Here is a 14,699-nt window from a genome sequence, read left to right as displayed (position 1 = left end):
CGTCCACGACATCGCGAAGGCGGTCAGCGCCCGCCACACGATCGCGCGCAAGTACGTCCTGAGGCTGCGGCGCAGGCGCCCCGATGCGACGCCCGCCGAACTGGTGCGGATGCTCGAGCGCCACTACGGCACCTCCATCACCGCTGCGGGCGCCCTGATCTCGGCGGGCGCCATCGCGGCCGACGTGGGCATCGCGATGATCCCCGGAGTGGGAGCCGCTGCCGCCGGAGTGAAGAGCGCCGGCACGCAGGCCGCGAAGAAGGCGACGAAGGAGGCAACGAAGGCCGCTGTGAAGACGGCCGCGAAGAACGTCGCCCTCGGCGCCGCGAAGTCGGGTGCGCAGCGGGCCGCGAGCCTCCTCCCCGCCGGAGACGAGCAGCTGCAGTTCGAGATCACAGCGATCTTCGCGCTGGCGATCGCCGACATACACGGGATGGACCTCGACAAGGATCAAGCGCAGGCGCTGGTCTACGGTCTGACGAACGATCGGGTGGGAGGCGCGCAGATCGCGGCCATGGCATCCGACGTCGCCGCCGTCTCCACCGGCGACCCGGTCACCGGCCCGTCGAAGACCGTCGAGCGCTCCCCCTGGGCGAGCACTCTCGCGAGCTCCCTCCCTGCCGGTGGCGCCCAGGAACTCGTCCAGACCATCCAGACCGGCCAGCTCGCCGGCGTCCGCGACACGTTGAGCGGCAAGCAGCAAGCGGCGGTCGACTACGGAGTCGGTGCGCTGTCTGGAGGGATTGTCCGCTTCGTCTTCGGTCGCGAGGTCATCGCCGCGTCCCGCGCCGCCTTCCCGGAGGCGCCCGAGGAGTTCCCCGTGCACCTCGCCCACGTGGAGGTCATCGACGGAGAGGACGAGGACGCGGAGCCGAACCGCGCCCTCGCGGCGCTCGAGGACGCCGCCAGGTCGACCGGAACCTGGGTCGCTGGTACCGCCGGCGCTGTGGGTGAGGGAGCTGCCAGTGCGGCCGGCGCGCTGTCGAGGCCGTTCCGCAGCGTCGACCTCGACGGCGACGGCATCCCGGACGAGGCTCAGGCGCTCACCGCGGTCAAGGGCGCCGCGTCTGCAGTGGCAGGCGCCGCCGACGCCGTCGGCGGGAAGGTCGCAGGGCTGTTCAAGCGGAATCGCGACTGATCCGTCGGATCCCGGGTGGTCGTCCCCGGCGCCGGTGTCTCTCGAAGGAGCGGTGTCGGGGTACGCCGATCGGGTCTCAGCGATGCCGCCGTCGGCGCAGCCCTCATGACTCGATCGGGATCGTCCCCGATGTCCTGAGGACATCAGTGGCGAACGGGTGATTGTGGTGACGTCGGAGCGGGTTCATGCCCTGCCTCATCAGCATGACGACGAGACGGTAGACCTCGTTCAGAACGTGTTCGTCCTCCAGAACCGCGTCCAGCGAACCGAGCCCCACGGCGTCGATCGTCCACACCCGCTCCGATACCGCACTGTAGGCGACTCGTCGAACCGTCGAGTCCGGAGCGTCCGCGTGCGCCAAAGCCGATCGCACTCTCCTCCCCGACGCCTCAGGATGCAGATTGAGGAACCAGCGCAGAGCCTTCCGTCCGTTCAGCGTCTCCTCGAAGACTCGCAGGATCTCCAGACGTCCGGCACTGAGTGTGCACAGACGTCGCCACCCGGCGCTCCGGTTCGTGGAGGGCAGAGCCGTCAGCGTCCACAGGAGCTCCTGCGTCTGTGCCGGACTGGGGAACGCCTCGAGGAGCAACGTCCTCAAGGAGGAGACGAGGCCGGAATAGTCCTCATGGAGACGCAGTCGTTCCCAGCTCGCATTCGTCTGTCTCCCACTGAGCGGAGCGACCGTCTCCTCGAGAAGTCGACCGCGGCGCTCGCGCTCCCAGGGCAACGCGAGGGATGCGCCCTCCCTGACGGTGACGATCAGGTCGTCGAGCCCACCGGGACGGGATGTGAGGAGAACGTTCCGTAGAGGTCGTGTCTTCTGGACGTGCTGGATCACAGCGAGTTCGAGTTCGTCCAGGCGTTCAGGTCGGCATTCCGCGAATCGTGCGGTGGTCACGTCGCTCCACCGACGCCGATGAGACGCGAGACGAGTACGCGCGTTCACGGACTGACCGACATAGGAGGCGCCGTCTTCGAAGTCCAGCCAGTAGATGCCGCATCGGGAGCGATCCTCGACGAAGAGTGCGAGCGATCCCCCGTCCCTGACGTCGTGCTCGGTGAAATGGAGTTCCGTGAAAGGAGACATCTGCGCACGCTACCGGAGCACCACAGCATGAACCGGAGAAGCTCCAGGCAGGCCATGGCCCCTACCCCGGCTCGACCGCGGATAGCGGACGAGTGTTTCCCCCGACATCGGAAATACCCCCGATCCCCACTTGTCGGACCGGCGGGTGGCGCATGTGCAGTCGGGTCGGAGGTTCGACCGCCGTGGACCGGATACGGCCGGTTCGTCGAGGACGACCGGCGGATCGATGTCGGAGCAGTCCGCTACCGTGACGAGAAACAGGGGGTCACCCATGGTCATCGGATACAGAGCCGTACTCAGGCTGGACGATTCGGCCGATGCGATCGACGTGGCGGAGAAGGCTCTCAAGGAGTGGTTGCGATCCAAACTCCGGTCGGGGTCGAAGCGCGGCAGACTCGAGAAGGCCGAGTGGGTCGGGGAGGGCGAATTCGATCTGGGTGGGAGCGGTCGACTCATCGCCACCCATCGCGACGATCCGACGAACAGCAGATGGCTCCGCCGCTACCGGTTCTCGGAGACCAACTCGGGTAAGACGTTCGACGTCTCCGTCCTGGCGATCTCCGCGCCCGGGTCCTCCGGATTCACGCAGTCCCTGGTCGTCGAGGCCGGCGTCACGGGTCAGGGTGACGCCGATCCGGTCGAAGTCGTCGCACCTCCGAACATCGTCGGCACGCTGCTCCGCGACGCCGTCGTGGTCGAGGGACGGACGCGGCTCACGGCGGCGCCCGTCCTCGTCGAGAACGCCGAGGGAGTGGACGCCGTCCTCGCCGCGATCGCCGATCCGACCCGGACCTGCTCGGTGATCGTCGCGACGTCGGTCGACTCGGAGACCGACCAGCAGTTCACCCGCATCGTCGCGAGCCTCACGAAGAAGAGCCATGGGGTGGCGACGACCTTCGTCGTCAGCGCGTCAGCTGCTGAGCTGTTCGAGCAGCGCCTCCCCGACAGCCACCAGGTGCCTCGTGGACGAGTGCGGACCTTCCTGCCGGACGTCGATCTCACTTCCCGTCAGGACGCCCTCCGGCACCGCGTCCTCGGGCCCGCCACCTTCGCACGGTCGATCTCCAACGGGCACGTCTCGGAACGCCTTCAGGTGACGCATGCGGCCGCAATGAAAAGGCGGTTCCTCGCCCTCGGTCTACCCGACGATGTTCGACTCGCCATGGAGGAGCTGGCGCAGGCGGAGAACAAAGTGCACCGACGGGCTCTCGTCGACGCCCGCGTCGCCGCCCCGGTTCCGGCAGTCCCGCCCGCACCCGCGCCGGCTCCGGCGCCGGTCTCTGCTCGATCGTCGGTCGATGCGGGTACGTCGTTGGAGGGCCTTCTGTCCTTCGCCGACGATCTCCCGGAGTCCGACGCCCGTCCTGTCGGCGTCCCCCTCCTGACCCGGGTCCGCGGGCTGGTCAACCGCTGGCTCCACCGGGACGACGCCGACGAGAGGACGATCGATCTTCTCGACCAATTCATCGAGACCCGAGCGTCCGAGGTGCTCGTCGCCGAGGAGGAGCTCGAGCGCCAGGGTCGCGAGCAGGCCGCCCTGACGAAGGAGAACACCGAGCTCAACCAGCGGATCGACTCGGTGTTCCTCGATCTCGCGGTCGAGAGCGAAGCACTGCGCCGAGCCGAGCGCGAGGCTCGATACTTCCGCGAGCAGCTCGCCGCACTGCAGGCCTTCGAGAAGCTCGACGTGCCGCTCGATGCGGTATGGGAGCCGCCGGGCTCGATGTCGGAGGTCATCGCCACTCTGCTGCCCGATGAGACCTCGGACCCCGAGAGAGCCTCCATCGCGAAGCGGGTCGTGTTCTGCGGACGCGCTTCCGACGCCGAGGAGGTCGACAAGCGGGACGGCCTCGGACAGTACTCCTCGAAGGTCTGGGAGTTCGTGCACGTCCTGCACGACTATGCGGAGGCGAAGGCGAGCGGCTGGGAACGCGGCACGGTCCACACGTACCTGACCTCCGACAGTGCCCCAGCCGGCTTCAAGTGCCCGGCCTCGCGTCACGCGGCGACTGAGAGCGAGTCGGTCCTCGCGAACGCCGCCTGGGCGCGCGAACGAGTGCTGCCGGTTCCGGACGACGTGCACCCATCGGGATCCGTCCTGATGCCTGCGCACTTTAAGGTGTCGACGAACGACTCCTTCGCGCCGAGGATGCACTACTTCGACGACACGGATCGCTCCGGGAGGATCTACATCGGATACATCGGACGTCATCTCACGAACACCCGTACGTGATGGCCGGCCCGGTGCCGGAGAGGGATGAGCAGTTCTTCCGTGCCGGATCGCGAGTATGCGTGCGCATCAATAGGATCGACCGACGCCGTGTCGCGCCGCGCCGCGGACCTGAGGGGGATCCCGTCGAATGAATGATCTCGAGTACCGCCGACTCGTCGACCGAGCACTGAATGCGGTCGTCGACGGACTGCTCCCGACGGTGAACAGCGTGCTGGCGTCCCATATCGGGCCGGATGAGGACTGGACCGTCGTCCTCCGACGTCATGACGAGGCCAACCCGAACCCTCAGAACAGGAACCAGCGATACGGCGAGCGCGACTTCAATCAGCTGGTGCGACTGCTCACCTCGGATCTCGATCCCCTGGGTCGGCCGTTCACCCGCGCGATATCGCCTCTGGCGGAGGGATCTCTCAAATACCTCCGGAAGGTGCGCAATCTCTGGGCCCATGGTGAGCAGTTCGACCGCCCGATGACCAATCGGGCCATTCAGGCCGCTCAGACCCTGCTGCAGGAGGTCGCGATGGACCACCTCGCCGAGGAGCTGGGCGAGGTGCGGGGCCGGATCCTGGCGGAGGCCGAAGGCTTGGAGAACGCCGACCTCGCCGAGGTCGCGCCGCCCTCGCGGACCGAGGTCGCACCGGCCGAGACGGCGGCGGGAAGCGAGACGGCGACCGGACCGGCATCGCTGATCTCCAGCGCAGAGGACACGTCCGGTGACGACACGAACGCGCCCAGCACTCCCACGATCGAGCCTCCGTTGCGCCGTCCGCGCGGAGCGGCGCGTTATGCGGGATCGGTGATGGTCGTGGATGACGCGCCGCAGGGCTCTCCTGTCACGATCGACATCGAAGCTCACGACGAACTCTCCTACGCGATGGCCAATGCGCGAATCCACCCGGTGAAACGACTTCTCATCCGGAACACGGGCGAGGAGCTCAGAGGTGCTTCCCTTGATCTCGAGGTCGTCGACGCAAACGGATCACTGGGAGGTCCGCGCACTATTCGCCTCGACCTCGCTGCTCGACAGGACAAGTCTCTAGAGGTTCCTGTGCTCACCCTCAACCCGGGCCGCATGCTCGCCGTCGAGCAGCGCCGCCCAGGAATCATCCGCGCGGTCCTGAGAACCGCGGATGGTGACAGCGTCGCGGTGGGCACGACCGGCGTCACCGTGCTCGCAGCGAACGAGTGGAAGCTCAATCCCCTGCAGCTCTCTCTCGAACTGCTCCCCTCATTTGTCCAGCCGAACGCCGCGATCATCCAGTCGGTGCTGAGTCAGGCTAGTGGCCGACTCGGTGTCGCGACGGGCAGTTCCGCCCTCGACGGATATCAGAGTGAGAGCGCAGACCGAGTCGACAGCATCGTGGGAGCGATCTGGGACGAGATCCGGTCGCGTGGTATCGCTTATGCCGAACCGCCGGCCAGCTGGGGAGAAGACGGACAGAAAGTCCGGACTCCGTCGGATGTCCTCGTAGGTGGGCTCGGGACCTGCCTCGATCTGACCCTCACGCTGGCGGCAGCTCTCGAGCAAGCCGGGATAAACAGCACCTTGTGGCTCTTCGAGGACCACATCTTCCTCGGTTACTGGAGGGTCGAACTGACCCTGGGGACGGCTGCTTCCAGTGACGCCAGCATCGCCGCCAATTACGCCGACCGAAAGCTCCTCAGGGTTCTGGAAAGCACGACGCTGGCGGGCGACTCGAGTACGCTCGACGAGGCGCACGAGATCGCATTACGTCGCCTGTCCCCTGGACGCGAAGGCCCTTCTGGCGTCGTTGACATCCTCGAGGCGAGGAAAAGCGCCGTCTTCCCCCTGCCGAGTCGTTCGATCGACTCGGACGGCTCGACGACCGTGATCGAGTACACGCCCCAGGCCAAAGAACACGTCTTCGACTTCACCGGAGCCGGCACGGGACGTCGCCGTGAAGTCGACACCGGCCCTGCTCGCGTCACCGCCTGGAAGAACGCTCTCCTCGACCTGAGTCTGCGCAATCGACTGATCAACTACACCGATCGCGCCGGCTTCTCACTGGCAGTACCCGGCGCGGACCTCGCGCACTTCGAGGACGTCATCAATCGCTCGACCGCCATCCAGCTCGTGGCGTCCGATGCGATCTCGGACCTCGCTATCCGACAGGGAATGCAGAGCGGGAAGGATCTGCCGACCGAGATCCGGACGGAGATGCTGTTCGACAAGAAGCAGGTCTTCGTCAATGTCACCGAAGCCGCCTACACCGACAAGCTCCGCAAGTTCGCCGCGTCGGCGAAGACGATCGTCGAGGAGACCGGCGCGAACAACCTCTACCTCGCGTTCGGGACTCTGCACTGGACGCTCGACGACCGGGAGCTCAGGTCGCCGATGGTCCTCGTGCCGGTCACGATCAAGGAGACGGCCCGCGGCTCCGTCTTCACGATCACGCTCGACGAGTCCGGCTCGTCGACTCCCAACTTCTGCCTGGTGGAGAAGCTCAAGGTCAGCGTCGGACTCGACCTGCCCGGCCTCGCCGCGCCGGCCGAGGACGAGTCGGGCATCGACCTGCGCGCCGTCTTCGACTCCGTGCGAGCGACCCTGACCGAGCGCGGCCTTCCCTTCCGCGTCGAGGAGACGGTCGACCTCGCGGTGCTGCAGTTCGCCAAGTTCCGGCTGTGGCGTGACCTCGACGAGCAGTGGGAGGTCCTGGCCCGCAATCCCCTCGTCTCCCATCTGATCAACACGCCGCTCGAGGCGTTCGAGGACCCGGCGGGCGAGGAGCTCGACCTCGATCTCGACGAGCTCTCCGCCCAGGTGCCGGTTCCTGCCGACGCCTCGCAGCTCGAAGCCGTCGCGGCCGCAGTGGCCGGGAAGACGTTCGTCCTCGAGGGCCCTCCCGGGACGGGCAAGTCGCAGACCATCACCAATCTGCTCGCGAGGTCGCTCGCCGAGGGCAAGCGCGTCCTCTTCGTCGCCGAGAAGCGGGCGGCACTCGACGTCGTGAAGCGGCGCCTGGAGGAGGTCGGGCTCGGCCCCTTCTGCCTCGACCTCCACGACAAGGGCGCCCGTCCGGCCGAGGCCCGGGCGCAGATCCGCGCCGCGCTCGACTTCTCGGTGCAGCCCGACTCGCACGGCTTCGCGATCCAGCAGGACACGGTCGAGTCGACGACGCGCAAGCTGCGCCGCTACGCCGACCACGTGCACGAGGAGAACGGCGCCGGATACTCCCTCTACGAAGCGCACCAGCGGGAGGTCCTCGCCGAGGAGCACATCCAGGCTCTCGACGTGCCGCGCCGGTTCGTCGAGAACGGCACGCTCGAGCAGTTCGACTCGATCCGGCGGGCGCTGCGGCTGCTCCCGGACGACTTCCACGCGGCCCGGCCCCGGCCTGGGCACCCGTGGTCCTTCGTCTCCCCCTCCCGCCTCGCCCCCGGCCTCGCCGGGGAGGTCGCCGACGCGGCCGACGAACTGGACGCAGTGCTCCTCGAGCTCGATCGCCTCGACTTCCCGGCACCGGCGCTGGCGGCGGCGTCCGACCCGGCACTGCTCGAGCCGGCGATCCGCGCCTCGGAGGCGGACGAACGGCCGCTCGCCACCCTCGACCTGTTCATCGAGCAGGGATGGGACGCGCACCTCGCCCACGCGCAGGAGGAGCTGCGGCGCCTCGCCCCGCTCCGCTTCGACGTGCTCGACGTCATCCACGAGAGGGTGATCGACGCGGACCTGGACGACATCCGCGCGGCGGCGGTCGCCGCGGACGGAGCCGGGCTGCTCGCGCGCAAGAAGCTGCGCCGATCGGTCCGCGACCGCCTCGCTCCGTACCTCCGCTCCGGACCGGAGAGCGTTCCTCTCGACGGCCTCGTCGCCCTGATCGACCGCGTCCTCCTGGCTCGTCAGCACGCCCTCTACCTCCGCGAGCTCGTCCGGCAGGTCCCCGCACCGACCGCCCCCGAGCGGTGGAACGCCTTCGAAGGCGAGACCCTCCGTCGGATCTCGGCCGAGATCGGCGTGCTGCGCACCCTGCGGCGGCTCGTCGTGGTCGGCGAGGAGGCGAACGGAGCGGTCGACCGCGACCTGATCCGAGCGGTCTACGCCCGTCCCGACCGCGCGGTCCTGGGCGCGTCACTGCAGCGCTTCATCGACGCCCACCGCTCCCTGCTGCAGGTCGCCGGAGCACCGTCGGAGGAGCTGTCCGACTGGGCCGGCGGCAGACCCGTCGTGGAGGCCTGGCGGCAGTCCGCGACCGAGCGCGGCAGCGGACGAGTTGCTGTCCGCTCGCTCGAGACCTGGCTGGCCTTCCTGGAGCGCCTCGAACCGCTCCGGGAAGCGGGGATGTCGACGGCCCGCCGGCAGTACCTCGAGGGCGGAGGAGACGTCGACGACGCGCTCCTGGCCTTCGAGAAGGGTCTCGCCGCCTCCTCGGTCGATGAGCGGCTGGCCAGCACGGAGCTCGGCGGGTTCCAGACAGCCGCGCACGAGCGGCTCCTCGGCCGTTACACGACCAGCGCGAGCGCCGTGCGGAACGAGCTTCCGCGCATCATCCCGTCGCAGGTGCTCGCCCGTCGCGACCTGAGCTCGCTTCCTCCGACGATGATGGGCGGCCTGAAGCGCCAGCTCGAGAACAAGTCGCGAGGTGGCTTCAAGGTTCGCCGCCTGATGAACGACTTCGGTCCGCTCATCACCCGGCTCGCGCCCTGCACCCTGATGAGCCCCGAGTCGGTCGCCCGGTTCCTGCCGGTCGACGCGGACCTCTACGACATCGTCGTCTTCGACGAGGCGTCGCAGGTCCGCGTCGCCGACGCCGTGGGTGCGCTCGGACGGGCGCGCAGCGCCGTCATCGTCGGAGACAGCAAGCAGATGCCGCCGACGAGCTTCGCCGAGACGGGCGCGGTCGAGGACGAGACGCTTCCGGCGGACACCGTCGTGGACGAGGAGTCGATCCTGTCCGAGGCGTCGCAGGCGAGGGTCCCGTCGCGCTGGCTCTCCTGGCACTACCGAAGCCAGGACGAGCGGCTCATCGCCTTCAGCAACAGCCGCTACTACGACAGCCGGCTCTCGTCCTTCCCGACCCCGCACGCCGATGACGCCGGCGACGCGCAGGAGGGCTACGGCATCTCCTTCGTCCGCGTGGCGGGCACCTTCATCCGCACCGGTCGAGGCAAGGCTCTGCGCACGAACGCGGCGGAGGCCGAAGCGATCGTCGCCGAGGTCCACCGCCGCTTCGACGCGTCGCCGGACGTCGTCCCGTCCCTCGGCATCATCACGTTCAACGCGCAGCAGCGCGACCTGATCGACGGCCTTCTCCGGAGCTCGTCCGACCCCCGCATCGCCCGGTCGCTCGACGTCACGGACGGGCTGTTCGTGAAGAACCTCGAGAACGTGCAGGGAGACGAGCGGGACACGATCCTGTTCTCGATCGCATTCAGCGCGAACGAGAAGGGCGTGGTCCCTCTGCAGTTCGGTCCGCTCACCCGTGCCGGGGGCGAACGGCGCTGGAACGTCGCCATCACCCGCGCCCGCCGGCAGGTCGTCCTCTTCTGCAGCTTCGACCCGGCCGAGCTGCGAGCGGACGACACCCAGTCCGTCGGCGTGAAGCACCTGAAGGCCTATCTGCAGCTCGCGCAGGCGGGCTCCGGTGGAGTGAACGACGCCCTCGACAGGCTCCCGCACCCCGACGCGCACCGCGACGAGCTCGCCGCGGCCCTCATCGAGGCGGGCCTCGCCGCTCGCATCGACGTGGGCCTGTCGGAGTTCCGCGTCGACATCGCGCTGGCGACCGCGGAGCAGCCCGGCCGGCCTCTCGTCGCCGTGCTGCTGGACGGAGCCTCCTGGCGCCGTCGTCGCACCGTCAGCGACCGCGACGGACTCCCCGGCGCCGTGCTCAAGAACGCGATGGGCTGGCCCGCCGTCGAGCGGGTGTGGCTGCCGGAATGGCTGGCCGATCGCGACGCGGTGATCGAGCGCCTGCGGGACGCGGTCCGGCGAGCGGACGATGTGGTGCGGGACGCGCAGGCGTCGACGCCTGAGGTCGAGCTGCCGGAGGCCGAGCCCTCGGCTCCGACCCCGCCACAACCCGAGGTCGTCGATCTCGTCGCCGACGCACCGGAACTGGCACGGAGCTTCCACGTCGTCGCCGGGACCTTCCGATCACGCTCCGAGCCCGTCTCCGTACCCGCAGCACCGGAGCGGCCCGGGGCGAACGGACAGGGCGGCATCACGACGTACACCGCCTGGCGGGAACGCGTGGTCGGGTCGAAGGACGTGCTGAACGCCCTCCCCGCAGAGTCGTCCCGCCGCGCCATCGCCGAGCTGGTGTCCGAGGTGGTCGAGGCGGAGGGGCCCCTCCACGAGACGCGCGCGGCCAAGCTCATCGCCGGGGCCTTCGAGCTGAACAAGGTCAGCACAGCCCGGGTCGACAGCATCGTCGACTGCTTCCCCGAGCACTTCCGGCGCCTGGCGGATCCGGGATTCCTCTGGCCTGCGGGTCTCGGGCCCGACGACTACGACGGGGCTCGGACGGGTGTCTACCTCGGAGTCGACCGGGTGTACGAGCACATCGACCCCTTCGAGGCCGCGAACGCCGTCTCGCAGTGTGTTCGCGCGACTCCCGGTATCGATCACTACGCCCTGGTCAGGGCGACGATGACCTCTCTCGGAATCCTCCGCATGACCGACAACATCCGCGGTCTGGTCGCTCAGTCCATCGACGATGCGGTTCGGCAGGGGAAGGTGGTGCTCGGGGCATCCGGCGGGTATTGGGTTTCCTGACGCCGATCACACGCTGATCGCGTGCTCGGGCGGATGACTGCCGCCCGAGCATGTCCGCACTCCCCCAGCCGCCCCTGTCCGATCGACTCAGCCCAGACGGCCCGCCGCCTCAATCCCGCCCCGCCTCCCACTCCCCCAGCAGCTCCCGCTCCCGCTCCTCCCCCAGTCCGGCGCCGCGTCCCGGCATGTGCGCGGCCGCCGCGTCCCGCAGCGTCTCGGCGAGTTCGCGGCGCTCGAAGCCCGCGGCCTCCGCCCGTGCCGTCGAGCGGGTGTTCATGCCGCGCCAGTCGGGGTCCGCGATCCACAGCGGGAGCGAGCCGGGGCCCGCCCACTGGCCGACGCCGCGCTCGAGCAGCCACTCCTCCGGCACGGCGACCGGCTCGGCGGACGATCCGCTCCGCGCCGCGGCGAGGTGCTCGCCGAACGGCACGGGGGTCCCGCAGACGTTCATCACGCCCGCCACCCGCGCCTCGGCGGACGCCACCAGCCAGGCGGCGAGGTCCCGCACGTCGACCACGGACGTCGGCAGCTCGGGCGCATCCGGCACCAGCACGGGCCCGGACCGCGCGCTGAAGCGCCAGGGCCAGTAGGAGGAGCGGCTCGTGGGGTCGCCGGGGCCGCCGATCAGGCCGGCGCGCGCGATCAGAGACGGCGCGGATCCGGCCAGCACGGCCTGCTCGCAGGCGGCCTTCGCGGCGCCGTACGAGGCGGGGTCGTCGGAGGGAGGGAGCAGCTCGGCGTCCTCGTCCGCACCGACGACCGCGTTCTCGGCGTAGACGCTCGTGGTCGAGACGAGGACGTAGGCGCTGCAGCGCAGGTCGCGGACGGATCGGCGGACGTGCTGCGGGGTCGAGGAGACGTCGATCACCGCGTCCCACGATGCCGCAGCCACGGCGTCGAGAGCGTCGTCGCGGTCGCGGTCGGCCCGGACGAGGGACGCCCCCGCGGGCACGGCCGTCCCCCGCGCGAGGCAGGTCACGTCGTGGCCGCGCCGCAGCGCCTCCGCCGCGAGGTGCCCGCCGAGCCAGCCCGTGCCTCCGAGGATCAGCGTTCTCATCCCCGCATGCTCGCACGGGCCGCCTCGCGCGAGGCCCGCTGAGGTGCCCGAGACGGTTCCGAGAACGCTGAAACAGCTGCATCCCCGGGCGACTCGACGCAGTGGGCGCCGAGCGAGCGCCTCAGCGACAAGGGCCCCCTCCACGAGCCCCCGGACACCCGACCACCCGAGCCCGCCCGCGTCCTCTGTCCGGAATCACGCGGGCGGCTCGGGTGCCCGAGCGGCTCACACGACGACGAAGGCGTCCAGGATCAGCGAGTTGCCCGTGGAGGCGGCGTTGCGCTTGCTGCCGCGGCGGATGGTGATGGTGTGCTCGCCGGCACTGAGGTTGCTGCTGGTGAACACGGTGCGGGCCGAGCGGTTCGTGGCGCTGTAGCGGTCGACGGAGGCGACGAGCACGCCGTCGATCAGGACCTCGTTGATGCCGGAGGTCGGGGTGATCCGGCTCACCCAGCTGACCTTCGTGCCCCGGAAGCGGAGGGTCGCCGAGGCCGTGGAGGTGCTGGAGTACGAGATGCTGCCGCCGCTGTCGGCGGTGCTCGAGAGCGTCGCCCAGGTGCCGACCGTCGCGATGACGGCGGCTCCGTTCTGGTACGTCCCCGCCGCCGGCAGCGTCGAGGTCGGGGTGGGCGTGGACGTGGCCGTCGGGGTCTCGGTCGGAGTCGGCGTGTCGGTGGGCGTCGGCGTGCTGGTCGGAGACGCCGTCGCGGTGGGGGTGGGCGTCGACGTGGAGACGGTCCCCGCGGTCACGACGAAGGCGTCGAGGATCAGCGTGGATCCGGTGGACGCCGGGTTGCGCGTCGTCCCGCGGCGGATCGTGACCGTGTGGGTGCCGGCGGCGATCGGCCCGCTCGTCCAGACCGTCTGACCCGAGCGGGTCGTGGGGCTGTAGCGGTCGACGGTGGCGACAAGGACGCCGTCGAGCAGCACCTCGTTGATGCCGGAGGTCGCCGTCATCCGGCTCACCCAGCTGACGCCCGTGCCCGAGAAGCGGAAGCTCGCGGACGCTCCGGCCGAGCTGGAGTAGCTGATGCTCCCACCGCTGTCGGCGGAGGAGGAGATCGTGCTCCAGGTGCCCGCCGTCGTGATGAGCGGCGAGGAGTTCTGGTACGTGCCCTCGCCCGGGATCGACGAGGCGGGCTCGTCGGGCAGCGGAACGACCGGCTGCTCCGCGAGCCAGCGGTCGAACGTGTCGAGCATGTCCTTGTTCGTCAGGCTCGGCACGTTGTGGCCGTTCGGAGCGCCCTCGGTCGGCGTGTAGAGGACCACCGCCTCCTTCGCGACGGGCTTCGCGAGCGCGACCCACGCCCCTCCGTGCACGGCGATCGGGACGAGGACGTCCTCCGTCGAGCCGGTCGTGCGGATCCGCGCCCCCGCCCACGAGGCCTGCGGCAGCAGCGCGGGGTCGGTCGCCGGGATCGTCGAGGGGTCGTTGTCGTAGTCCGGCAGGACGCGCCCCGGGTCGCGGCGGGCCATGTCGGCCATGTCGTAGACGCCGGCCGCGTGGTACGCGCCGCGGATCTCGGGGACCAGCTTGTTGCCGTACGCCCAGCAGAGCAGTGCGCCACCGCCGGAGTTCGAGCGGAGGAAGCTCGCCCCGATCCGCCACGTCTTCTGGAACCAGGCGACCGCGTCCACCTGCATGGCGACGGCCCGCTTGTTCGTGTAGATGCTGCCGCCGTAGTTCGGGCAGATCGAGATGACGCCCTTGTCGACGGCCTGGTCGGCGCTGTACTGGTAGGCGCCGGACAGGGCCGCGTAGGTGCTCCCGTTGGCGTGGTAGTACCAGTAGACGACCCGGCCGATGCGCTGCGAGGGGACCGCGGTGTGCGGGACGAAGAGCCGCGCGCGGTCGGTGCCGATCATCACGTCGATGATCTGGTACGGCTTCTTCCCCACGCGCGAGATCGCCGTGTCGCTGCGCCCGAGCTCGTTGGGCAGCGGCGGGATCACGCTGTAGTCGGGCGCCGCGGACGCGGTCATCGCGTAGGCGAAGGCGGATCCGACGCCGAGGGCGGCTCCGGTGAGGACGAGACGGCGGCTGTGGCGCGCAGGAGAGGACATGGGATCCCGACGTGGAGAGGGCTGCTCGGTCGGCGGAGCCTGACCGGAAGGTGTGAGGGGGGTGCTGCGGTCCGGATCGGACCACCGTGGAGGGGGCGCGGTGCGGTCCTTCGGGGGACCGTGCGGGCGGGCAGGCGCGAATGCATCCTCCCGCGTCCGCCGCGCGACCACTAGACCCACTTCAGGGACACCCGCGGCGGCGCTCCCACCTGGCGTCGAGCAGCGGAGCGATCCGGAGAAGGTCCTGGTGAGAGCGCTATCTCGCGCCACTGCTCCGGAGATGCCCGCCACGGGAGCGGAACCGCATCGTGTCGGTGGCGGAACTCCGGGGTCCCGCGGGGCCGGCACGGATCCAGGCCGCCCTGAGCCCGGCGCGAGGGCCGT

Annotated in this window: 6 protein-coding genes and 1 pseudogene; 4 read left to right on the top strand and 3 right to left on the bottom strand. The window is 69.7% G+C overall.

Annotated elements, in window-relative coordinates; genetic code table 11:
- A partial coding sequence (locus C5C99_RS14715; RefSeq protein WP_104340302.1) for a hypothetical protein occupies nt 1-1,138 on the top strand: 1,138 nt, incomplete at its 5' end.
- A gap of 103 nt (nt 1,139-1,241) precedes the next feature.
- On the opposite strand, the gene C5C99_RS14710 is transcribed toward C5C99_RS14715, so the two are convergent.
- Nucleotides 1,242-2,225, bottom strand: a complete 984-nt coding sequence (locus C5C99_RS14710) for a GIY-YIG nuclease family protein (protein WP_146085526.1) — start codon at nt 2,223-2,225, stop codon at nt 1,242-1,244.
- Between the two features lie 355 nt (nt 2,226-2,580).
- Here C5C99_RS14710 and C5C99_RS14705 point away from each other — a divergent pair, with 355 nt between their 5' ends.
- The 3 genes and pseudogenes from C5C99_RS14705 (at nt 2,581) to C5C99_RS14700 (ending at nt 11,194) form a co-directional block, all read left to right on the top strand.
- Nucleotides 2,581-4,458, top strand: coding sequence for a hypothetical protein (locus C5C99_RS14705; RefSeq protein WP_146085525.1), 1,878 nt, complete (start codon nt 2,581-2,583; stop codon nt 4,456-4,458).
- Between the two features lie 127 nt (nt 4,459-4,585).
- A pseudogene (locus C5C99_RS17690) lies at nt 4,586-4,915 on the top strand (Swt1 family HEPN domain-containing protein); the annotation flags it as partial.
- A gap of 1,392 nt (nt 4,916-6,307) precedes the next feature.
- The gene (locus tag C5C99_RS14700; protein WP_258063711.1) at nt 6,308-11,194 is read left to right on the top strand and encodes a DUF3320 domain-containing protein; all 4,887 of its coding nucleotides are present in this window, start codon (nt 6,308-6,310) and stop codon (nt 11,192-11,194) included.
- A 109-nt stretch (nt 11,195-11,303) separates the two neighbouring features.
- Here C5C99_RS14700 and C5C99_RS14695 read toward each other — a convergent pair whose 3' ends face one another.
- Both C5C99_RS14695 and C5C99_RS17230 read right to left on the bottom strand, forming a co-directional pair.
- The gene (locus C5C99_RS14695) at nt 11,304-12,251 is read right to left on the bottom strand and encodes an NAD-dependent epimerase/dehydratase family protein (protein WP_104340298.1); all 948 of its coding nucleotides are present in this window, start codon (nt 12,249-12,251) and stop codon (nt 11,304-11,306) included.
- Nucleotides 12,252-12,476: 225 nt separating this feature from the next.
- Nucleotides 12,477-14,315: a hypothetical protein gene (locus tag C5C99_RS17230; protein WP_181074621.1), complete on the bottom strand. Its 1,839-nt coding sequence runs from the start codon at nt 14,313-14,315 to the stop codon at nt 12,477-12,479.
- Nucleotides 14,316-14,699 lie beyond the last annotated feature (384 nt).

Source organism: Rathayibacter sp. AY1C4 (assembly GCF_002932195.1).
Lineage (GTDB): Bacteria > Actinomycetota > Actinomycetes > Actinomycetales > Microbacteriaceae > Rathayibacter.
This window is presented reverse-complemented; position numbering and strand designations above follow the sequence as displayed.

Bases quoted from the DNA above. Each gene is read 5' to 3' on its own strand.
- C5C99_RS14710 (WP_146085526.1), bottom strand. From the start codon at position 2,225: ATGTCTCCTTTCACGGAACTCCATTTCACCGAGCACGACGTCAGGGAC.
- C5C99_RS14695 (WP_104340298.1), bottom strand. From the start codon at position 12,251: ATGAGAACGCTGATCCTCGGAGGCACGGGCTGGCTCGGCGGGCACCTC.
- C5C99_RS17230 (WP_181074621.1), bottom strand. From the start codon at position 14,315: ATGTCCTCTCCTGCGCGCCACAGCCGCCGTCTCGTCCTCACCGGAGCC.